Origin of the sequence: Kitasatospora sp. MAP12-44, assembly GCF_029892095.1 — a bacterium.
Lineage (GTDB): Bacteria > Actinomycetota > Actinomycetes > Streptomycetales > Streptomycetaceae > Kitasatospora.
The window spans coordinates 8,171,437-8,193,542 of the sequence record NZ_JARZAE010000004.1 but is presented as its reverse complement, the minus strand read 5'-3'; the positions used below and the strand labels follow the sequence as shown (position 1 = coordinate 8,193,542).

The 22,106-nt window shown below is 73.7% G+C and carries 13 protein-coding genes and 1 pseudogene; 1 reads left to right on the top strand and 13 read right to left on the bottom strand.

Going from position 1 to position 22,106, the window contains the following annotated elements; all coding sequences use genetic code 11:
* Positions 1 to 4: 4 nt before the first annotated feature.
* The 7 genes from P3T34_RS36820 to P3T34_RS36790 form a co-directional block, all read right to left on the bottom strand.
* A complete protein-coding gene (locus tag P3T34_RS36820) occupies positions 5 to 514 on the bottom strand; it encodes a hypothetical protein (protein ID WP_280670738.1) in 510 nt (169 codons plus the stop codon).
* Positions 515 to 785: 271 nt separating this feature from the next.
* On the bottom strand, positions 786 to 1,826 hold the full coding sequence (locus P3T34_RS36815; RefSeq protein ID WP_280670737.1) for a threonine/serine dehydratase: 1,041 nt from the start codon (positions 1,824 to 1,826) through the stop codon (positions 786 to 788).
* A 55-nt stretch (positions 1,827 to 1,881) separates the two neighbouring features.
* The gene (locus P3T34_RS36810) at positions 1,882 to 2,805 is read right to left on the bottom strand and encodes an LLM class F420-dependent oxidoreductase (RefSeq protein WP_280670735.1); all 924 of its coding nucleotides are present in this window, start codon (positions 2,803 to 2,805) and stop codon (positions 1,882 to 1,884) included.
* 56 nt (positions 2,806 to 2,861) lie between these two features.
* Positions 2,862 to 3,419: a hypothetical protein gene (locus tag P3T34_RS36805; protein ID WP_280670733.1), complete on the bottom strand. Its 558-nt coding sequence runs from the start codon at positions 3,417 to 3,419 to the stop codon at positions 2,862 to 2,864.
* A 129-nt stretch (positions 3,420 to 3,548) separates the two neighbouring features.
* On the bottom strand, positions 3,549 to 3,923 hold the full coding sequence (locus P3T34_RS36800; protein ID WP_280670731.1) for a VOC family protein: 375 nt from the start codon (positions 3,921 to 3,923) through the stop codon (positions 3,549 to 3,551).
* 245 nt (positions 3,924 to 4,168) lie between these two features.
* The gene (locus P3T34_RS36795) at positions 4,169 to 6,100 is read right to left on the bottom strand and encodes a hypothetical protein (RefSeq protein ID WP_280670730.1); all 1,932 of its coding nucleotides are present in this window, start codon (positions 6,098 to 6,100) and stop codon (positions 4,169 to 4,171) included.
* 115 nt (positions 6,101 to 6,215) lie between these two features.
* Positions 6,216 to 6,782: a helix-turn-helix domain-containing protein gene (locus P3T34_RS36790; protein WP_280670729.1), complete on the bottom strand. Its 567-nt coding sequence runs from the start codon at positions 6,780 to 6,782 to the stop codon at positions 6,216 to 6,218.
* A gap of 95 nt (positions 6,783 to 6,877) precedes the next feature.
* Here P3T34_RS36790 and P3T34_RS36785 point away from each other — a divergent pair, with 95 nt between their 5' ends.
* Positions 6,878 to 7,018, top strand: a complete 141-nt coding sequence (locus P3T34_RS36785; protein WP_280670728.1) for a hypothetical protein — start codon at positions 6,878 to 6,880, stop codon at positions 7,016 to 7,018.
* Positions 7,019 to 7,029: 11 nt separating this feature from the next.
* Here the strand turns inward: P3T34_RS36785 and P3T34_RS36780 are convergent, their stop codons facing one another.
* The 6 genes and pseudogenes from P3T34_RS36780 to P3T34_RS36755 all read right to left on the bottom strand — a co-directional run bounded on the left by P3T34_RS36780 (position 7,030) and on the right by P3T34_RS36755 (position 21,787).
* The gene (locus tag P3T34_RS36780; protein ID WP_280670727.1) at positions 7,030 to 8,094 is read right to left on the bottom strand and encodes a class I SAM-dependent methyltransferase; all 1,065 of its coding nucleotides are present in this window, start codon (positions 8,092 to 8,094) and stop codon (positions 7,030 to 7,032) included.
* Complete coding sequence (locus P3T34_RS36775) at positions 8,091 to 9,278, bottom strand: nucleotide disphospho-sugar-binding domain-containing protein (RefSeq protein ID WP_280670726.1); 1,188 nt, start codon at positions 9,276 to 9,278, stop codon at positions 8,091 to 8,093. Before P3T34_RS36775 ends, P3T34_RS36780 begins: the two co-directional genes overlap by 4 nt.
* Positions 9,275 to 10,096 carry an alpha/beta hydrolase gene (locus P3T34_RS36770; protein WP_280670724.1) on the bottom strand — a complete coding sequence of 274 codons (822 nt, stop codon included), beginning with the start codon at positions 10,094 to 10,096 and terminating at the stop codon, positions 9,275 to 9,277. Before P3T34_RS36770 ends, P3T34_RS36775 begins: the two co-directional genes overlap by 4 nt.
* Position 10,097: 1 nt before the next feature.
* Positions 10,098 to 10,394 carry a phosphopantetheine-binding protein gene (locus P3T34_RS36765; RefSeq protein ID WP_280670723.1) on the bottom strand — a complete coding sequence of 99 codons (297 nt, stop codon included), beginning with the start codon at positions 10,392 to 10,394 and terminating at the stop codon, positions 10,098 to 10,100.
* Positions 10,391 to 14,942, bottom strand: a pseudogene (locus P3T34_RS36760) (beta-ketoacyl synthase N-terminal-like domain-containing protein). The gene P3T34_RS36765 and the pseudogene P3T34_RS36760 overlap by 4 nt, the downstream one beginning before the upstream one ends.
* Positions 14,943 to 14,950: 8 nt before the next feature.
* Positions 14,951 to 21,787, bottom strand: a complete 6,837-nt coding sequence (locus P3T34_RS36755) for a type I polyketide synthase (protein WP_280670722.1) — start codon at positions 21,785 to 21,787, stop codon at positions 14,951 to 14,953.
* Between the last annotated feature and the right edge of the window lie 319 nt (positions 21,788 to 22,106).

The following is a 22,106-nucleotide window of genomic DNA, read 5'->3' as shown; positions in this document are numbered from 1 at the left end:
CAAGTCAGCCACGGGCCCGGGAGGGAGCGGTTCGGGCCAGCAGACGTCGCACGCCCTGCGCTTCGGCAAGGAAGGCCGTGATGGCGAGTACGAGCAGCACCGCCTCCACGGCGACGCTGACGATGCCCAGTGGCTCGGTCCAGTTCCCCCGGTCGTCGCTGTAGTCGGGCAGACCCGGGCCCCGGGACAGCACGAAGCCGATCAGGGGGCCGAACGCGACGCCAAGCGCCAGCAGCCAGCCGGCCACCCGTGCCGGCTGGCTGCGTCCGGCCGTCAACAGCAGCAGCAGCGCGGTCAGGACACCGGTCGCCTCCAGCAGGTAGTAGCCGACGCCGATGTAGTGCGGCGTCTTGTCGCCGGGGAAGCCGCCTTGATCCTGGACGTGGATCCAGGACACCGCCAGGCAGAGCACTGCCGCCAGGACCCGGGTGCGGGTTGAGCCGGTGATCGAGTCGCTGGTCGAGTCGGTGGTCGAACCGGTTGACGCCTTTTGGGCAGGGTCGGGCCAGAGCATGGGGGACCTCCGTGATCATGGAGAACGGCCGGGGTGCGTCGCCTCGAAGCGGTGCAGCGTGGAACGAGCCGACTGTGGGGGCACCCGCCGAACGCCGGCGTGATGTGATGGCCGCGAGAACTTGCCGCAGCCATGCCATTGTTGACGTGTCGTCAGCATGACGCCAGGCATGTCGGCTCATAGAATGCTCTGAATGCCCACTGTCAAGATCCGGGGACGGTCGCGCTGATCAGCGCGACCGCCCCCGGTCAGTCCCCCTGAGTGCCCGGTCTCAGCCCTCGGCCGCGAGCTGAACCAGGCTGCTCGGGTCGGTGTTCGCCCCGCAGAGCACCACGACGACCTTCTCGCCGCTGCCCGGCTGGTAGCCACGGCTCGACCCGTCAGCCCGAGCGGACGCGTGGTGCGGCGGGGTGGTGAGGGCTGCGAGCGCCGTGGCGGCGCCGTGCTCGACGGCGACGCGGCGGTGGTCCCACAGCGCCTGGCGGGCACGGACGATCTCGCCGTCCGGCACGAGCACCGAGTGCACGCCGTCCTGCTGGGCGGCGTGCAGGGCCATGGCGCTGGTGCGGCGGGCACCGAGGGAGTCGGCGGCGATGGAGTCCGCCGGGACGTCGACCAGGTGGCCGGCTTCGACGGCGGCGTTCAGTGCGCGGCAGTTCTCCGGCTCCACGGCGACGGTCCGCAGACCGTGGTGCTGGGCGGCGGTGGCCACCCCGGCGAACAGTCCGCCGCCACCGACCGCGACCACCACGGTGTCCAGGTCCGGGATCTGCCGGCGGATCTCGTCCAGCAGCGTGCCGGCCCCGGCGGCGATCATCGGGTGGTCGTAGGCGTGGCTGGCCAGGGCGCCGGTCGCGGCCGCGAAGTCCTCGCACGCGGCGAGGGCTTCGGCGTACTCCGCGCCCACCAGGCGCACATCCGCGCCGTAGCCGCGCAGCCTGGCGACCTTCACCGCCGGGGCCGTGGTCGGCAGGAACACCGTGGCCCGAACGCCCTGTTGCTGCGCCGCCCACGCGCAGGCGAGCCCGGCGTTGCCGCCGGAGGCGATCGTCACCCCGGCGTCCGGGAGGGTGCCGGCCTCGCGGTGGGCGGCGAGGAAGTTCTGCGCGCCGCGGGCCTTGAAGGAGCCGGTGTGCTGCATGTACTCCAGCGCGAGCCAAAGCTGACAGGGCTCTTCCGGTCGGCCGTCCAGCGGGTCGCGCCGGGCGGTGCGGATCGCGCCGGGATCGACCGGCGCGATGGCCACCGGCCGGATCCTCCCGGCGATGCGGTCGGCGGCTTGCTTGACGTCGCCGTAGGTGAGTCGGTGCAAGGGTGTCGCTCCTTGGTGCTGAGAGCCGGCCGGTGGCGGGGCTGTACCGTCTCGGTCAGTCGAGCTGGGGCTTGACCTGAGTGGCGATCAGTTCCAGGTGGTCCAGGTCGGCGAGGTCCAGGATCTGGAAGTAGATCCGGCGGCTGCCGACCTCGCGGTAGCGGGCGATCTTCTCCACCACCTCGGCCGGGGTGCCGGCCAGACCGTTGGCCTTGAGCTCGTCGACCTCGCGTCCGATCGCGGCGGCGCGGCGCGCGACCTCGGCGTCGTCACGACCGACGCAGGCCACCAGGGCATTGGAGTAGATCATGTCGTCGGCCGCCCGGCCGCGCTCCTCGACAGCGGCCCGCACCCGCTCGATCTGCTCCTTGCTCTGCTCCACGGAGGTGAACGGCAGGTTGAACTCGGTGGCGTAGCGCGCCGCCAGGGCAGGCGTGCGCTTGGGTCCCATGCCCCCGATCAGCAGCGGGACCCGCTGCTGCAGCGGCTTGGGCAGCGCCGGGGAGTCCCGCAGCTGGTAGTGGACGCCGTCGAAGGAGAACGTCTCACCGAGCTTGGTCTCCCACAGCCCGGTGACGATCGCCAGCTGCTCCTCGAAGCGGTCGATCCGCCGGTCCGGGAAGGGGATGCCGTAGGCGGCATGCTCCTGCTCGAACCAGCCCGCGCCGAGGCCGAGTTCGATCCGGCCGCCGCTCATCGCGTCGACCTGGGCGACCTGGATGGCGAGCACGCCGGGGAGTCGGAAGGTGCCGGCGGTCATCAGCGTGCCGAGCCGGATCCGCTGGGTCTCACGGGCGAGCCCGGCGAGCGTGATCCAGGCGTCTGTCGGGCCGGGCAGGCCGTCGCCGTCGCCCATCCTGAGGTAGTGGTCGGAGCGGAAGAAGCCGTCGTAGTCCAGCTGTTCGGCGGCTTGGGCGACGCGCAGCAGCGTGTCGTAGGAGGCGCCCTGCTGGGGTTCGGTGAAGATACGGAAGTCCATCCCCTGATCTTCTCAGGGAATGCCCGCCTTCACGTATGCCGCCCCCGGTCGACTGACTACAACTGGTTGAGCTTGATGCCGTAGTCGTCGAGCCAGGAGATCAGCTCGGCCCGGTGCGCCTGGACGAGTCGCCCACCGGTGAAGCGCGGGTCGTCGGTCACCTCGGCGACGATGTCCGCGGGCGGTTCGAAGGCGTACATCTCCTCGTCCGTGGTGAACTCGGCCTCGGCCAGGACCAGGCCGTGCAGGGGCGCGTCGAAGACGTCGATGCCCAGGGGCGGGGAGCTCAGGCGCGTCTTGGTCAGTACGGCGGCGGGCAGCGTGGCGAACACGTCGTACTCGGCCTGGGACAGGTAGGTGTTCGTGATCGTCCCCTGCACGGGGCCCGGCCGGTCGGCGGGCACCTTCTGGGTGAGCTTGAACTCGGGCTGGACCGGGGCAGGGTGGTCCACGCGGCGCAGGCGCAGACGGGTCCCCGTCAGGTAGCGGTCGGTGATCCGCCGAACCTCCCGTGCTTGCGACGTCTCCGGGGCAACTGCCAGCAGGAATCGTCGCTCCCGCTCCACCCGGGCGTACTTTCCAGCCTGGTCGTGGTCATTCTCCGCGGTGCGCACGGGGTGCCTTCCCGGTCGGCGCCCATGACGCCGGCCTACTCGGTGACTCGGTTTCTGCACCTGGCGAGTGTGCCGTCAGGGGCAAGAGACGGCAACAGGTTAACGGCGTGACCATCCGCTGATGCTGACTCAGTGGAGGCAGAGGCAGAACGGATGGCCGGCCGGGTCCGCGTAGATCCGCCAGTTGGCCTCCGGGCGGAGCTGGTCGGTCCGCTCCAGCACGGCCGCGCCGAGAGCGAGCGCCCGCTTCTCCTCTCCGTCGAGGTCGTCCACGTCGAAGTCGAGGTGGAGCTGCTGCGGGTGCTGCTGGCTGGGCCACTCGGGCGGACGGTAGCCCTCGACCCGCTGGCAGGCCAGCGGCGTTCCCTCGAACCCGTGCACCTCGACCCAGTCGGAGTCCCCCGTGTCCGCGACCACCCGGCCGCCGAGCAGATTCGCGTAGAACTCCGCGAGCTGTACCGCATCGGCGCAATCCAGCGCGACCATCTGCAACTTTCGAATCACTGACGACACTCCTCGTTTCCTCGGCCGCTTTTGCGACTCGCGACTCCCGCGCAACAGGAGGTGTCGTACCCACCGCCGGGACGGGCATGCGTGGCACATACGGCGATACTGCGGTCGGCGTGCTCGCGGCTACGACCGGCGTTGCTGTGCGACACGGAACGCGCCCGGGGTGTGGCGGCTTCGGTGCCCCCGCTTCGTGTGCGCCATGTCGCACACGAAGCGGGGCGTGCATCGGGTCGCGGGGGTCAGAGTGCGGCCCAGCCGGTCCAAGGGGAGCCGGCAGCGGTCTGCCACGAGGTGTAGTCGTTGCCGCTGCTGTCCTGCGCGAAGGCGTCCATCGCGCCGCTGGCGACGACCACCACGTTCGGGGTACCGATGAGGATGCCGCCACCAAAACCGGCGAAACCGGTCAGCACACCACCCGGTGAAGTCTGCCAAGACGTGTAGAGATTGCCATCGGTCCCGGTCGCGAACACGCTGATCTCACGCTGCAAGTTGACCACTGCAGCAGGCGTGCCCTGGAACGTGCCCCCCATGTCGCTCCAACCCGTCCAAGTCGAGTCGACGGCCGTCTGCCACGCAGTACGGAGGTGACCGCCGCTGTCGATCGCGAAGACCTGCATCCCACCACCAGAACCGATCACCACCGCAGGGGAACTGGCGAGATTACCGCCACCAAAACCGGCGAAACCGGTCAGCACACCACCCGGAGAACTCTGCCAAGACGTATAGAGATTGCCATCGGTCCCCGTCGCGAACACGCTGATCTCACCCTGGTTGACCACAGCAGCAGGCACGCCCTGGAACGCGCCCCCCATGTCGCTCCAACCCGTCCAAGTCGAGTCGACGGCCGTCTGCCACGCAGTACGGAGGTGACCGCCGCTGTCGATCGCGAAGACCTGCATCCCACCACCAGAACCGATCACCACCGCAGGGGAACTGGCGAGATTACCGCCACCAAAACCGGCGAAACCGGTCAGCACACCACCCGGAGAACTCTGCCAAGACGTATAGAGATTGCCATCGGTCCCCGTCGCGAACACGCTGATCTCACCCTGGTTGACCACAGCAGCAGGCACGCCCTGGAACGCGCCCCCCATGTCGCTCCAACCCGTCCAGCCGGAGCCGGCGGCCGTCTGCCACTTGGTCATCAGGTGGCCGTTGGCCGCTATCACGAAGGTCTGCTGTGCGCCGTTGGGCAGCTGCAGGGTGGAGGAGCCGGCATTGGCGATGGTGAAGCTGGCGCCCTGGTAGGTGTGGTTCTGGCCGTCTGTCTCGCTGGCGATCATCGAGACGGTGTAGCTGCCGTTCGCCAGTTGCGTGGTGTTGAGCGCGTAGGGGTAGTTGGTGCCTGGGCCTGCCGGCACTTCGCTGTAGTAGCCGTTGGGGCCGGAGATGACGTAGTTGAGCCCCCCGATGACGTCGCTCTGCGTCGGGGTGGAGGTCAGGTGCACGGTGGCGCCGACGGTCTGTCCGGGGTTGAAGCCCGACAGTGTGACGTTGAAGTTCGCAGGGATGGCGGGGAGCGGGTTGGTGTAGCGCAGCAGCTCGTAGGAGGACGCCGGGTAGCCGTCGATCGAGGGGTCGTGGATGTTGGCCGGGTACTCTGCGGTCGGGACGCTGGAGTTCTCCTCGGCGATGTAGGTGAAGTCGCCGTTCGCCTGGTTGGTCCAGCCGGCGAAGAGGCTGATGTGCTTCCCCGCGACGGCGAGCGCGTCGCCCGGCTGCAGCTGGGACCAGCTGCCGAGCTTCATGCTGTACGGCGCGGAGTCGAGGCCGGGCGAGGGAGTGGTCACCGCCGGACTGCTCGGCAACTGCCAGGCCATGTCGACCAGACCGCCGTCATCGGTGCGGTAGGGCCCACCGACCTCGGCATCGGCGAACGACTTCCCCTGGTTGTAGATGACCTGGTGACTCACCCAGTCCCGAGCGCGCTGGACCATCATGTCGCCGGTCAGTTGCGCACCGATGCCCGTCCCGACCGTCCCGGTCGACATGGCCGTCAAGGAACCGTTGCCGTAGTAATTGCCGGTGTCGGCGGACGCCGGCACGACAGTGCACAACCCCGCGACGACGGCAATCGCCGCAAGGGTGGCCACGCGCGCCAGAGAACGGGCTGGACGGGTCAGTGCGGACATCGAGACCTCCGAGATGGTGGGTACGTCGAAGAGGATCATGTCCGGCGAGCGCCGCCCGCGGAACGGCGCACGCCCGGCAGCAAGTTGCCAAGTTGCAAGGCAACAAGCTGCCGCCGCCATCCGCCAGGTCCGACGCAGACCACCGCGCCCGCGGCTACGCCCGGTGCTGTGCGGCGCGGAACTCGCCGGGGGTGTGGCCGGTCGCGCGGGTGAAGTACTTGCCGAAGTTGGTGGGTTCGGTGAAGCCGAGCATCCGGCCGATCGCCGCCACGGGCAGTCGGGTGTGCGCCAGCAGGCGTTTGGCCTCCAGGGCGACGCGGAGGTCGATGAGCTCCTTTGCCGTACGACCGGTGGCGGCCAGGCAGGCGCGGGTGAGCGTGCGGGATGAGTAGCCGATCCGGGCCGCGTAGTCGTGTGCGTTGCGGTTCACGGCGAAGGAGGCTTCCAGTTCGCGCTGGAAGGCACGGAAAGTCTCGCCGCCGGCGGTCGGGTCGTGGTCGCCGGGATGCGGCAGTCGGGCGATGCGCAGCAGGAGGGCGGCCAGCAGGTGGCGCAGCAGCTCCGTGGTCAGCGCCGTGTCGTGTGCCTCCCGGCCCGGGAGGCTGTCGTACTCCGTGGCGAGGTCGGACATGGTCCGGCTGACCGCCTGACGGTCGGACGGTGGCAGTGGCCAGGCGGCCGGACCGAAGCCGGAGTTGAGCACAGAAGCGAGGGCTGGCACGGGTGGCGGGGACGCGGGGGTGAACAGCAGCAGGATCGCGTCGAGGTCGGCAATGCGCCCGTCCGCACGTCCTCATTGGAGCGGACACCGCGCTGGTGGTCGTCGACTGGACGATGGAGATCACCGCGCCCGACGGCACGAGGATCAGTCCCACCGGTACCACGGCCAACGTCGCCCGCCAAGCAGCCGACGGGAGTTGGAAGTTCAGCATCCTCAATCCACTCGGCGTCGCCTGACAGACCTTCGGTCAGGGGCGGCGGGCGAGCAGCCGGTAGGCGTTGGCGAGGCCCGTGCGGCCGGCGAGCGGCGCGAGCAGGCGGTCGGCGAGGGCCGCGAGCAGCAGGACGGGCGCGCCGGCCAGGAAGCACGCGCCGCGCAGGGCCCGCCGCACCCGTCCCGGCGGCCTGCCGGCCCGCCAGGGCGCGTCCTCGCTCGGCGCGAGCGCGTCCAGCAGCAGCCAGCAGGCGGCCAGCAGGTCGACCGGGTCGTGGGCCTCGCCGTGCTGCTCCAGCAGGACGGTGAAGCCCAGTTCGCCCAGCCGCTGCCGCAGGTTGGCCGCGGGCATCAGGTGCAGGTGCTGGGGCTGCAGCCAGGGCAGCCACCAGCGCCCCAGCAGGCGGGCGAAGCGGCTGCGCGGGTCGGGCACCTCGATCAGCAGCAGCCCGCCGGGGCGCAGCGCCTGCCGGGCGGCGGTCAACTCCCGTGCCGGGTCGGTGCTGTGCTCCAGGTAGTGGAACATACTGACCACGTCGTAGCGCCCGGCCAGCTCGGGTGCCAGGTCGGGGAAGGCGCCGCGGAACCCGTTGGCCAACCGGCCGTTGCGCTGGGCAAGTTCAGCTCCCTCACTGAGGTCCAGGCCGTCGAAGGAGGTGCCGGGGAAGGTCTCGCGGGCGGTCTCGCAGAAGTGCCCGTGCCCGGTGCCGACGTCCAGCCAGCTGGCCGGCGCGGCGTCGAACGGGGTCACCGAGCGGGCCCGGCTGCGGTAGGCGGCGGTGCGGGTCGCAAAGACGCCGCCCAACCGCTGCTCCCCCAGGCCGTCGTAGAAGTCGCGGTAGTAGAACTCCAGCCCGGTGCCGTTCAGTTGGGGGTTCTGGAAGACGTGTGCGCAGTCCTGGCACTCGTCCAGCAGGAACTCGCCCGGCTTGTGCTGCAGCAGGTCGGTGGTGCGCAGCCGGAGGGCCAGCCGGCCGCTGCCGCACCAGGGGCAGTCGGTTCGTCGCTGGTGGAAGAACTTGGCGGTGCCGTCGGCCAGTTCGGCCTGGTAGCCGGGCCGCAGGGCGGCGACCGCGCTACTGCTGCTGGTCGTGGTCATCGGGGGCTCCTGGCGGTCAGCTCTTCGAGGTGGTCGGCGGCGCGGGCCGCGCCACCCGCCGCGCGGAAGGAGGCGCCGACGCGACGTGCCGCGCCCTGGTGGGCGGGGTCGTCCAGGACCGTGTCCAGCGCCTGGCCGAGCCGGTCCGCGCTGGTGCGTCCGAAGCGCACCCGGACGCCGGCGCCGGCGGCGACCACCTGGCCGGCCACCACCGGTTGGTCGTCCCGGATCGGGGCGACGACCAGCGGCACGCCGTGCCACAGGGCCTCGCAGACCGTGTTGTGGCCGGCGTGGCAGATGACGGCGGCAGCGCGGGCGAGCAGGTCCAGCTGCGGTACGCGGGGCTGCACCACGATGTCGGGGTCGGCTGGATCCCGGTCGCCCAGGACCCCGCCGGGGTCGACGACGACGGCCTGCAGCCGGGCCGAACGGGCCCGCAGCGACTGCTCGCAGGCGCTCAGGAAGGCGCTGCCCGCGTCGGTGTTGACGGTTCCGAGGGTGACCAGCACCGTGGCGCGGTCGGGATCAAGGCGGCTCCACGGAAAGGCCGGCCCGCCGGGACGGGGCGTCATCGCCGGGCCCACGAAGCGGAGCGGGCCGGGGGGCGCGGCAACCGAACCGGCCAGCTCGGGGGTGGTGAAGGCGAGGATCAGGTGCGGTGAGAAGCGCGGATCGGCGCTGCCGCGCGGGTCGCCGATCCGGGTGCGCAGGTCGGCGAGCAGCCCGGCGATCCAGGCGTCCACCAGCGGCATGCCGTCCAGCGCGCCGGTGAACTCCGCCGAGGTCGTCGCGGAGGTGGCCCAGGGCAGGCCGAGGCGTTCGGCGACCAGCGCGCCGGCCACCGCCTGCTGGTCCACCACCAGCACGTCCGGGCGGAAGCGGGCCACCGCCGCCGTCACGCCGGGGGCCATCGCCTCGGCGAGCGGGATCAGGAAGTCCTCCCAGAGGAACTTCAACGCCGCCGGCCCGCGCAGCTCCGGTGGGCGCTGCGCCGGGCCGTCGGGGCCGCCGGCGGAGACCGCACAGGGGTGCACTTCGGCTGCCGGGCCCGCGAGTTGGGCGATCAGCTCGGGCACGCCGGCCCAGCCGATCGAGTGCCCGCGAGCGGCCAGCTCGGCGGCGACGGCGACGGCCGGGTTCAGATGGCCGACCAGCGGCGGGACGACGAAGAGGAACCGGCTCACCGCAGACTCCCCTCGGCCTGCGGGACCAGCCGCGCGCCGTTCTCGCGCAGCCAGTCGAAGGCGAGTCGGCGGACCGTCTCCGGCTCCTCGATCAGCACGGAGTGCTCCTGGTCGGGGACGAAGGTGCTGCGGCAGTCGGGCAGCAGCCCCTCCAACCAGGCCGCCTGCGGGGCGAGGTCGGAGCGCGTCCCGTAGACGGCCAGCACCGGGCAGCGGATCGCGCGCAGCTCGTCCGGCGAGGGCAGGCGGCTGGCGGGGATGTCGCGCGCCAGCGTGGTGCCGACCAGCAGCGTGCCGGCCGAACGGGCCAGCCTGGCGGTGTGCGCGCCGCGGTGCTGGGCGACCCAGGCCAGCGACTCCTCCGCCACCAGGTGCCGCTCGGCCTCGCGCAGGATGCCGTCCAGCTTGACCGCCCAGGCCGGCGAGGCCGGCTCGGACTCGATGGCGAGGATGCTCGCGACCTGCTCGGGGCGCCTGGCCGCGAGGCTGAACGCCACCGTGCCGCCGAAGGAGTTGCCGAGCAGGTGCAGGGGTCCGGTCAGCTCCAGCCGGTCCAGCAGGGCCTCCAGGTCATCGGTGAAGTGCTCCAGGCGGTAGCCGGTGGCGGGCCGCCCGCTGCGGCCGTGGCCGCGGTGGTCGTACATCAGCACCTCCACCCCGGCGGCGGCCAGCGCGGGGGCCAGGGTGAAGTAGTAGCTGGCCAGGCTGTCGGTGAGCAGCCCGTGCAGCAGGACGGCGGTCGCGGCGGGCGGCCGGCCGTCGCGCGGGCCCAGGCGCTGCACGTGGCAGCGCCGGCCGTCGAGGTCGAGGAAGGCCATCTCAGCTCCGCTCGGCGCTCTGCAGGCGGCCCACCACGTGGTGCACCAGGCGGCCCACCGTCAGCCCGATGATCTCGTCGAGCTCCATGCCCGCGATGAACTCGGCGAAGTTGATCCGCCCGCCCCAGCGCTCCTGGAGCTGCCCGGCCAGCGTGACCAGGTCGATGCTCTCCAGTTCGAGGTCCTGGGTGAACCGGGACTCCATCGTCACCTCGGCGTCGTCGAGGCCGTACTCCTCCAGGACGGTGGCCAGCATGGCGGTGATCTCGGCGAGAACCTCCTGTTCGGTGGTGGTCACTTCGATGTCGTCCTCTCGTCGCTCAGGTGTCGGGTGTGGGTGTCGTCCGCCGCGGTCCAGGCGGCGACGTAGCTGCGCTGCGGCAGGCCGGGCGGGCTGGCAAGCTCGGTGCAGCAGATCCGGTGGCGGCGCGCGCCGACCGCGACCAGCAGGGCGGAGGGTTCGGCCGCGATCACGGCGAACTCGCGTGGCCTGCCGCCCAGTCCGGTGCCCTCGCTCTTGGCCGCCGCCTCCTTGGCGGTCCAGAAGCGGGTGAACCAGAGCGCCTCGGAGCCGCCGTGCTTCTGCCGGCATGACGCCAGCAATTCGAGCTCCGCCGGGCCGAGCGCGACCGCCAGGGTCTCGGCGGGCCGCTCGGTGACTTCCTCCAGGTCGATCCCCACGCCCTGCGCTGTCGGGTGCCGGACCAGGGCCACCGCTGCCTCGCCGCAGTGGGCGAGCGAGACGTCCAGCGCCGGGAGCGTCCGGCCGTGCACCCCCGGCCGCGCGGGGCCGGCCGCTCTCGTCGTTGAGCACCTCGATCTCGGCGGGGAACACCGGGCCCTCGCCGTCCTCCCAGAGCAGGCGCCGCACCGCGTCCTTCACCGCGATCCGCCCCAGCAGCCAGGCCCGGCGGGCGCGCGGCGGCTGCTGCTCGTAGCGGGCCCGCTCGGCGCCGGCGAGGTGGTTGCGCATGATCAGGTCGCGGGAGGCCAGGTCGGGCCAGCGCTCGTGCAGCAGCACCCAGCCGCCGGGTTGCGGCGCGGAGAGCGTGTTGCGCTCGGGGTGGCGCTCCACCGGGCGGGTCTGCGGGTGGCTGTCGAAGCGGCGGTCCTGCCAGCCGCGCACCTCGGCCCAGAGCGTGCCGTCGGGCAGCAGCAGTTGGACGTCGGCTTCGAGGGCGGCCTCGGTGAGGCTGGTGATCCGGATGTGGCAGCGCAGCGGCGTGCCGGGGTGCGGGGCCGGCCCGAAGAAGCTCAACTGCCGGATGCCGACCGGGAAGACGACGGTGCGCTCGGTGCGGGTGGCGAGAATCCAGTAGCCGAGCAGTTGGCCGACGTTGTCCAGCAGGGCGCCGGGCGCGGGGGGCGCGGTGATCACGCCGCGGACGTGCGCGGGCCCAAGGGCGGTCAGCTCGGTCAGGCCCTGGAAGGCCGGGCCGTGGAACAGCCAGCGCTGCTCGTAGAGGTCCTGGGCCGTCACCTCCGGTGCGCTCTCGCCCTCCCGCTGCACCGGCCAGGGTGCGGGCGGCCAGGCATGGCGGTCCGTCACTTCGACGGTGCCACGGGCGAATTCACCAAAGGTGGCGGCGAGCCGGTGCGGGCCTGCGCCCCGCAGGGTGATCTCGACGTCCATCGGTGTCGCGGCCGGCGTCCACTGCCCGAAGCGCAGGTCGTGCACGGCTGCGGCCACCCGGCCGGGCATCGCCTGCTCGGCGGCGTCCACCAGGTGCTGCAGGATCGTGGTGGCGGGCACCACGGGCCAACGGTCGGCCGGATCGGGCCAGTTGGCGCGCTGGCGGAAGAAGCAGTGGTCGAGCAGGTAGGGCATGGCGTCCAGTGAGACGTGCAGCTTGCTGCTGACGACCGCCGGGCGCGCGGGGGCGACCGGCGGAAGTGGGGCGGCCCGGCGCGGCGTCGACTGCCGTGCGGCGCCGATCAGTTCGGCCGCCGTCCGCTCGGTGTCGCCCAGCAGCGCCGCCAGTTCGGCCGCCACCGGGAACCGGTCGGCGAGCGAGGCCAGGCCCGCACCGGCGATCGACGCGGAGCCGACGGTGGCTCCCGGCCTGCCGGTCGCCAGCGCGGCCCGCAGCGGGCCGAGCGCGGCGGGGGCCAGCGAGACCAGCGCGCCCCCGAGGTCCAGTGGGACGGCCGGATGCGGGCGCGCCGCGCTGCGGGAGAGGGGTGCGGCGGGCAGCAGGGCGGCCGCGTCCGGCTCGACGCCGTCCACCCAGAGCGCGGCGGCCACCCGGCGCAGCTGCGCAAGACCGTCCTGGTGCGGGGAGTTCGCCGCCACCACCAGGTGCGCGCGCTCGCCGAGCGTGTCGCCCACCAGCGAGGCCAGCTGCCCGGTGCCAACCTGGACGAAGGCCCGGAAGCCCGCCGCGTACATCGCCTCGACCAGCGGGCGGAAGCGCACTGGCTCCAGCAGATGGCGGACGAACAACTCCCGTACGGCGTCAGGGCCCTGCGGGAACGGCGAGGCGGTCGTGCCGGACCAGACCGGCACGGTAGGCCGGTGCAGTTCGAAGCGGCCGGCGGCCTGCCGGATCGGCTCCAGATAGGGCGCCAGCATCGGGGTGTGGAAGCCGGACTGGAACGGCAGCAGCTGGCCGAGCACGCCGCGCTCGCGGAACCACTGGACGAGTTCGGCGACCGGCCCGCGCGGCCCGCAGACGATCGACTGCTGCGGCGCGTTGTCGTGCGACAGGACGACCTCGTGCATGCCGTCCACGCTCGCCAGCGCGTCGAGCACCCGCTCGGCGGGCGCGCCGAGCGCGGCGAAGGCCAGTCCGGGGACCCGCAGGGCGTCCGGATCGAAGGACTCCAGGAAGGCGTCCACCGACGCGCCGGAGTAGAGCCCGCCGGCGATCATCGCGGTCCACTCGCCGACGCTGTGCCCGGCCACGCCGTCCGGTCGGATGCCGATCCGGCGTAGCGCGGCGTCCAGCAGCCGTCCGACGGCGACCACGCCCACCCCGTGCCGTCCGATGTCGCCCACGGGTGCGCCGGCCTCGGCGGGCAGCGGGCGGGGCAGGCCGAAGTGGTCGGCCACGTCGTCCACCCGGGGTGCGAACTCGCCCTCCAGGCCCGGGAAGAGGAAGGCGATCCGGCCTCCCTCGGAGCCGGGTCCGAGCAGCGGTCGCGGGGTGAACCAGAGGTCGCCGCGCCCGCGCCAGGCCCGCCCCCGGGCCACCGCGCGGCGGGCCAGCGCCAGGCGCTTGGCCGTCGGGTCGGCGATCGCCAGTCGGCAGCGCGGGGCGGAACCTGCCGGCTCGGCGAGGGCGCCTGCGGCGGCCAGCAGCGTGGCGTCGTCGGCCGCCAGCAGCTCGGCCAGCCGCTCGGGCCCGTCGGCGGCCAGCCGCAGCACCCGCTCCGGCTCGGTGACCACGGCAGGCCGACGCGGCGGCGCGGCCGCCCGGACGGCGCGGTCGGGGGCCTGCTCAAGCACCACATGGGCGTTGATGCCGCCGAAGCCGAAGGCGTTCACGCCGGCCCGGCGCGGCGCTGCGCCGGGACCGGTCTCCCAGGGTTGGGCGGCGCCGATGGTCCGAAAGCGGGTGGCGGCCAGCGCCGGGTGCGGGTCGTCGCAGTGCAGCGTGGGGAGCAGCACGCCATGGTGCACCGCCAGCGCCGCCTTGACCAGCGCGGCGATGCCGGCGGCCGGCATGGTGTGGCCGATCATCGACTTCACCGAGCCCAGCACCGCGCGGTCGCCGTCGACCGACGCCGGGCCGAACACCTCGGCCAGCGTAGTGAGTTCGGCGACGTCCCCGGCCGGGGTGGCCGTCCCGTGGGCCTCCAGCAGGCCGACCGAGCCGGGCGCCGCCGGGTCGAGGCCGGCCGCCCGCCAGGCCGCCCGTACCGCCCGGCCCTGGCCGCCCGGGTCGGGGCTGGCCAGCGCCTGGGTGCGGCCGTCGCTCGCCACCCCGGTGCCACGGATCACCGCGTACACCCGGTCGCCGTCCCGCTCGGCGTCGGCGAGCCGCTTGAGCACCACCACGCCGGTGCCCTCGCCGATCAGCAGGCCGTCGGCCGAGCGGTGGAAGGGACGGCTGCGCTGGCTCGGCGACAGCGCCTTGAGCTGCGTGAAGACGCTCCACAGCGTGATGTCGTGGCAGTGGTGCACTCCGCCCGCGAGCACCACATCGCAGCGGCCGGTGGCCAGTTCGCCGACCGCCTGGTCGACGGCGACCAGCGAGGACGCGCAGGCGGCGTCCACCGTGTACGCGGGGCCGCGCAGGTCCAGCCGGTTGGCCACCCGGGAGGCGGCCAGGTTGGGCACCAGGCCGATCGCCGACTCGGGCTGGTCCGGTCCCAGCTGGTCGGTGAACGCTTCGCGCACCTTGGTGAGTTGACCCTCTGTCAGTTCGGGCAGCAGCTCGCCGAGGGTGCGCACCACCTGGTGCGCGCTGCGGACCCGCTGGTCCAGCCGCACCTGACCAGGCGTCAGATAGCCGCCCCGGCCCAGCACCACGCCGATCCGGTCGCGGTCCGGCAGCCGGTCCTGGCCGCCCGCGTCGTCGATCGCGGCGGCGGCCACCTGGAGCGCGATCAGCTGGTCGGGCTCGGTACCCGCGACCGAACTGGGCATCAGGCCGAACCGGGTCGGCTGCACCTGCGCCAACCCGTCCACGAAGCCGCCGCGCCGGCAGTAGAGCCGGTCCGGCGCGCCCGGTCCGGCGGCGGCGCCCGGGTCGTAGTACTGGCTGTCCCAGCGCCCCGCCGGGACGTCCGTGATCGCGTCGACGCCGTCCACCAGGTTGCGCCAGTAGGACGCCAGGTCCGGCGCGCCCGGCAGCAGCACCGCCATGCCCACCACCGCCACCGGGGTGGCCGTCCGCTCCATCGGGGCGCTCACCAGCCCGAGGCGGTGTAGACCACGGCCCGCACCGACTCGTCGCCCCAGGCGAGTTCGCGCAGCAGCGCCAGCGTGCCCGCGCCCGGTTCGATCAGCCGCACGCCCCGGCGGGTGTAGTCCCGGGCCAGCTCCTCGGAGACCATGCCGCCGTGCGCGCCGGACGGCGCCCACGGTCCCCAGTGCACGGTCAGCGCGCGGCGTCCGGTGCGGTCCGCCCAGCGGGCGCCGAGCTCCTCAAGGGCGTCGTTGGCGGCGGCGTAGTCGCTCTGGCCGCGGTTGCCGAGCGCGGCCGCGATGCTGCCGAAGAGCACCGTGAAGCGCGGCCCGGCCGGCAGCTCGGCCAGCGACTCCAGCAGGGCCCTGGCCCCCTCGGCCTTGGTGGCGAAGACCCGCCGAAAGGACTCCGGGTCCTTCTGCGCGAGCACCTTGTCCTCGATCACGCCCGCCGCGTAGACCACGCCGTCCAGTCGGCCGTACTCCGCGTAGGCCTCCTTGACCGCCTGGCGCAGCGCCGCCGGGTCGGCCGCGTCCACCGACCGGTAGCGGGCCGGCGAGCCGAGCCTCGCCAACTCGTCCAGCGTCGCCGCGACTTCGCGCCCGGCCAGCAGCCGGGAGACCGCGCCGTCGACCGAAGGCAGCGGCACGCCGTCGCGGGCCAGCGCGGAGCGCAGCGCCGAGCGGTCGCGGGCGGCGGCCGTCACCGCGCTCTCCGGGTCCTGCGGCCAGGCGGTGCGGCCCAGCAGCTCCAGGCGGCAGCGGCTCGCCGCGGCCAGCGTCGCCGCGAACCGCGCGGTGATCCCGCGCGCGCCGCCGACCAGCAGCACCACGGCGTCCTGGTCCAGGCCCAGTGCGGACGCCTCGGCGACACCGTCGCCGGCCGGGCCCGCGCCCGTGCTGCCCAGCGCGCCGAGGCCGCGCTCGACCAGTGTCAGGCCTTGGCGGCCGGCCGGGGTGCGCCGCACCACCGGCTCGTGGTCCTCGGCCAGCAGCTCACCGAGCAGCGCGTCAGCGGCCTGCTCCGGGTCCGCCGGGTCGACCTCGACCAGCCGGGCGCAGAGCTGCGGGTACTCGCGGGCCAGCGTGCGGAACAGCCCGCGCAGCCCGTCCGCCCTACCAGCCTCGGGGCTGGACAGGGCGCGGACGGCGAGCAGGTGGCGCGGGGAGCGGGCCAGCGCGGCTTGCAGCGCGGGCACGCACCCCGGCAGCACCGGCGCGCCGTGCTCGGCGAGCGGGTCGAGCAGCAGCACACCGTCCAACGGGCCGTCCGTGGGGAGCAGTTCGTACGTCGCGTCGAGCGCCAGCAGCTGCCCGCCCAGGGCGGCGAGCCGCCCGGACAGCGCCTGGGCGACGCCGTGGCCGTCCTCGCCCAGCAGCGCGTAGCGCCGGCCTGCCAGCTCCCCCGCCGCCCGGTCGGGCTCGGCGAGCGGCGCGGCGGTGAACTCCAGGCGCACCGGGTCGTGGCTCTGGACGGTCTGCGGCTCCTGCGGCGCAGGCTCCGCTGCTTCAAGCTGTACGGCAGGAGCGCTCAGGCGCTCGGTCAGCCAGGCGGTGATGGCGGCCGCCGTGCGGGCGCGCGAGAGCTCCTCCACCTGCTCGTCGGCGAGCGCGCCGAGCTCGGGGGCGGCGGCCAGCCGGCGGGCAAGCTGGCCGATGATCTCGGTGCGCTTGATGGAGTCGATGCTCAGGTCGGCTTCGAGGTCGAGGTCGGGCTCGATCATGTCGACGGGGTAGCCGGTGCGCTCGCCGATCACCTCGACCACCGCGCGCAGCAGGTCGTCCGCCGTCAGCGAGGGCGCCCCGGGCGCCGCCTCGGCCATCGGTTCCTCCACCGTGACGGCCTCGACCGGCGGCTGCGGCAGCGCGAACGGCGCCACGACGGGCACCGGCAGTGCGGCCGCCGGCTGGCCGGTGGCACCGAAGTAGGTCATCAGCACGTCCCGTTGGGCCGCGATCAACTCCCGGCTGCTGCGCAGGAACTCCGAGACCAGCGCATCGCTGTTCGGTTGCGGTGTCTGGGCCGTCATCAGAGCCTCCGGTACGGGTCGCACCGGTGCCAGCGCACCGGGCAGCAGTTCTCCGGCAGCGGTACGCACCAGCTGCCCGTCCACCGTCCAACCGGGCCGGCGCGCCGCCCGCGCCCGGCCCGCGTCCACCGCGTCGCGGCCGCGGAACAGCCGGTCGGTACGCACCGGCACGCCCGCGACGGCCAGTTCGGCCAGCGCGTCGAGGAATCCGGGCAGCGCCCGGCGGCGCCCCTCCAGCGGTACGGCCCGGTGCGGGCGGTCCGCGAGCACCGCCGACACCAGCCGGCTGAGCACCGAACCGGGCCCGGCCTCGACGAACACCCGCGCGCCCGCCTCGTACATCGCCTCGATCTGCTCCACGAATCGCACCGGCGCGCCGATCTGCGCCTCAAGACCGGCCCGCACCGCGGCTGGGTCCGGCGGGTAGGCGGCCGCCGTCCGGTTGGAGTAGACCGGGAACTCCGGGGCCCGCACCGTGCGTGCCGCCAGCGCCGCGGCGAAGCGCTCGCCCGCGCCGGCCACCAGCGGGCTGTGGAAGGCGCACGCGACCGGCAGCCGCTTCACCCCGTGCCCGGCCTCGCGCAGCAGCGCCGTCGCCTGTTCGACCTCCGCGGTCGGTCCTGACACCACGGTCTGCCGGGGCGCGTTGCGGTTGGCCGCGACCACGCGTCCCGCCAACCCCGCTGCGGCCAGCAGCTGTTCGACCTCCGAGGCGCCGGTGTCCACGGCCGCCATCGCCCCCGGGTCGCCGCCCTCGCCGACCGCGTCCAGGATCGCCCGCGCCCGCTCGGCGCCGAGCTGCGGCAGGTCCTCGGCGGCCAGCGCCCCCGCCGCGCACAGCGCGACCAGTTCGCCGTAGCTGTGGCCGCCGGCCAGCTCCGGACGCACCCCGGCCAGGGCCAGCAGCTCGTACGCCGCCAGGCCGGTCATGCCGAGGACGGGCTGGGCCACCCGGGTGTCGGTGACCGCCGCGCGCTGCGCCTGACGGTCCTCGGGGGTGAAGGCCAGCGGCGGGTAGAGCACCTCGGCCTGCGCCCGGCCCAGCCGCAGATGGCGCTGCAACCCGGGGAAGGCCGCGAACAGCTCGGCGAACATGCCAGGACGCTGGCTGCCCTGCCCGGGGAAGAGGAACGCGACCGCCCCCGCTGCCGCATCGCCGTCCTCCGCCGCCAGATGCAGCCCCGGGCTCTGCTCCCCCGCCACCGCCCGCTCCAGCAGCACGGTCAACTCCGCGAGGTCCGTGGCGACCAGGGCGAGCTGCACCGGGCCGTGGCCCGACTCCGCCCGCCGGGAGGCCGCCAGCGCCAGATCGCGCAGCCGCCACGGCGCACCCTCCGCTCGCGCCAGCCGCAGCAGCTCCGCCGCGCCGCGCAGGGCCCGCTCCCGGTCGGCGCCCCGGAAGGTGAACAGCTCGGCGGGCCACTGCTGCAGGCCGTGCACCGGCGCCGGCCCCTGGTAACCCCGCAGCACCGCGTGGAAGTTGGTGCCGCCGAAGCCGAACGCGCTGACTCCCGCGACCCGTTCGGCCGAGGGCTCGACCCAGGGGCGGGCCTCGGCGTGGAACGCGAACGGGCTGGCGCCGGGCTGCCAGGCCGCGTTCGGCTGCTCCAGGTGCAGGGTCGGCGGCTTGATGCCGGTGTGCAGCGCCAGCGAGGCCTTGATCAGTCCCGCCAGCCCCGCCGCGCACTTGGTGTGCCCGATCTGCGACTTCACCGACCCCAGCGCACAACTCCCGGGCGCCGCCCCGGACTCGGTGAACACCGCTTCCAGGGTGGCCAGTTCGGTACGGTCGCCGACCACCGTGCCGGTGCCGTGCGCCTCCAGCAGGCCGACCTGCGCCGGGGTGAGCCCGGCGCCGCGGTAGGCGCGCTCCAGCGCCAGCCGCTGCCCCTCGGGGCGCGGCGCGGTCAGGCCGAGCGACCGGCCGTCGCTGGCGCTGCCGATCCCCTGGACGACGGCGTAGACCCGGTCGCCGTCCCGTTCGGCGTCCGCCAGCCGCTTCAGCACCAGGCAGCCCACCCCCTCGCCCAGCGCGATGCCGTCCGCCGAGGCGTCGAACGGGCGCGAGCGGCCGGTGGGCGAGAGCGCGTGCACCGAGGCGAAGAGCAGGAAGTCGTTGATCCCGTTGTGCAGGTCCGCGCCGCCGCACAGCGCCAGGTCGCTGCTGCCGGTCGCCAACTCCTTGCAGGCCACGTCCAGCGCGGCGAGCGAGGAGGCGCAGGCCGCGTCCACCGTGAAGTTGGCGCCGCCCAGGTCCAGCCGGTTGGCGATCCGCCCCGCGATGACGTTGGCCAGCATGCCGGGGAAGGAGTCCTCCGTGAGCTTGGGCAGTTGCTCGGCGATCGCCGGCGGGACCGCGCCGAGGTAGCCGGGCAGCACCGCCCCGAGCACCCCCGCGTTCGACAGGTCGCTGCCCGCCTCCGCGCCGAAGACCACGCTGGTGCGCGAGCGGTCGAAGCTGCGGCCGCCCTGCGCTCCGCCTGCGTCGTAGCCGGCGTCCTGCAGCGCTCGGCGGGCCGCCTCAAGGGCCAGCAGCTGCACCGGCTCGATGCTGGCGAGCGCGGTCGGCGGGATGCCGTAGCTCAGCGCGTCGAACGGGATCGGCGGCAGAAAGCCGCCCCACTTGGACGGCGTCGTGCCCGCGGCGCCGTCGCTCGCGTGGTAGAGCTCCGGGTCCCAGCGCTCGGGCGGCACCTCGGTCACCGCGTCCACCCCGCCCACCACATTGGCCCAGAACGCCGGCAGGTCGGGGGCCTGCGGGAACATCCCCGCCATGCCGATCACGGCGATCTCCAGCGGCGCCGGTTCCGGCTGCGGCGCGGCCGCCGGGGCCAGGCCCAGGCGCTGCGCGAGCTCGGCGGCGCGGGCGGTCAGGAAGTCGGTCGCGCCGCCGCTGACCGCGGCGTGCAGCTCGGCCAGCGTGGTGGTCGCCGAGCGCAGCACGACGACCTGCCCGGCCATGAACATCCCCCGCTCCAGCTGCCCTTGCTCGTCCACCGCGGTGAGCTCGCCCGCCAGCCGGTCGACGCCCTTGCTGGCGATCCGCAGCCGGCCCACGTTCAGGCGCTCCAGCTGCTCCCAGGCCTCCCGGTCCGGCACGCCCTCCGCTCGCAGCCGCTCCCGGGTCTGCTCGAACTCGACGGTGAACGGGCTCGGCACGCACCGGGTGGCGTGCCCGGGCGCCGTCTGCAGCAGCCGCGTCCCGTCGGCCGCCAGCACCTGGCGCCGGAACTGCTCCTGCACCGCGCCATGGGCCACCGCCTCCTCGGTGAACAGGTACGCCGTGCCCATCAGCAGCCCGACGGCCATGCCCCGCGCCGCCGGCGGTGCGGCCAGCGCCGCCACCATCGCCGCCGAGCGCTCGTCGTGCACGCCGCCCGCGAACAGCACCTCGACGACCGCCGGCGCCCCAGGCTGCCACGGCTCCTTCGCCGCGTCCAGGAACTCCTCGAGCACCGCCAACTGCGCCTCCCACAAGGGGAAGCTGTGCCGGGGCCCGACATGCCCGCCGCACTCCGCGCCCTCGAAGACGAACCGCCGCGCGCCGTCCTCCAGGAACTGCCGCAGCAGTCCCGGTGAGGGCACATGCAGGAAGGTACGGATCCCCGCCTCCTCCAACACCCGTGCCTGGGACGGCCGTCCGCCCGCGATCACCGCGTGGCTGGGCCGCGCCGCCAGCACCTGCTCCAGCTGGGCGGCCCTGACCTCCTCCGCCGCGAATCCCAGGACGCCCACGCCCCACGGGAGTCCACCCATGGCGTCGGCGGTGCGGGCCAGCAGCTCGCGGGTCTGCTCGGGGCCGGCCAGGGCCAGCGCCACGAACGGCAGCGCACCCGCCGCCGCCACCGCGCCGGCGAAGCCGGGCTGGTCGCTGACCCTGGTCATCGGGCCCTGGGCCACCGGCAGTTCCGTGCCCAGCGCCTGGCTCATCAGCGTCCCGCGCCCCACCAGCCGCGCCGCCGCGCCCGGACCGGCCGGCGCGCGCAGCCCGTCCAGTACGTCCAGCACGGCCTCCCGCACACCGCGCACCGCATGGCCGACCGTTCCCCAGCGATCGGCGAACCTGGCTGCCAGAAAACCATCCTGACCCACCATCAACTTCAGTGACTCGCCGCCCCGGGCCCTGCGCTCCAGTACCCGGCACCCGTCGACCACCGTCGTCTCGCTGCCGTCCATACCGCGCAGCGCCGCTGCCGCCTCCTGCGGCGCCGCGGACTCGGCCAGCAGGGCGAGTTGGCTGTCCAGCACCACTCCGGCCGCGCCGCCCGCCAGCGCGGCCGCGGCGGTGCGCGGCCCGATCCCGCCGCAGGCCCAGACCGGCAGGTCGATGGCCGGCGCTCCCAGCAGCTGCTGGAGCAGGACGAAGGTGCTGAGTTCGCCGACCCGGCCGCCGCTCTCGGCGCCCCGCGCGATCAGGCCGTGTGCCCCGGCCTGGGCGGCCGTCAAAGCCTGCTCCAGGCAGGTTACTTCGACCAGTACGCGGTACTCGGCGGCCAGCTGCGCCACCTCCCAGCCCGGGACCTGGCCATCCAGCAGCAGCACCGCGGGTCTTACGCCGTCGGGTGCGGGCAGGTCCGCGGGCGAGAGCAGGCAGTCGGGCCCGACCCGGACCCCGTAGCCACCACCCAACCGCTCGCGCAGCACCGCGAGTTCCTCCCGCGAGCGGCGGTCGCCGACCCCGAGGTCCAGCACGCCCAAGGCGCCCGCCCGGCAGACGGCCTCCGCGAGCGCGGCGTCCGGCTGTTGCAGGGGCGTGATCCCGATGACCAGGTCCGTCAGCGGCGAAGTCAGCGATAAGACAGGCCTCATGAGCCCTCCGGGTGTGAGTCTGACGGCACGTCGGGGCACGGGTGGCAATGGACGCGGCTGGCCGCAAACTCCCCGTGGCATGCCGAAACGCCAGTCGTACGGGTGCGACTGCTCGGCTGCAGGTACGCTACCGACGGGTAGCGGCTGCCAGGTTAAGCCCACGTATCATGCGCATGTCAATATGCGCGGCCATGCCTTGCGTTCACTGAGCCTACCGAAGCATCCCGCCTGTGCGACCGTCCGCACTGATTGTTCATGACGGATTTCGTTGACCTACTGATGGGTAAACACTCAGGATTGATCAACTTCACTCTTATCC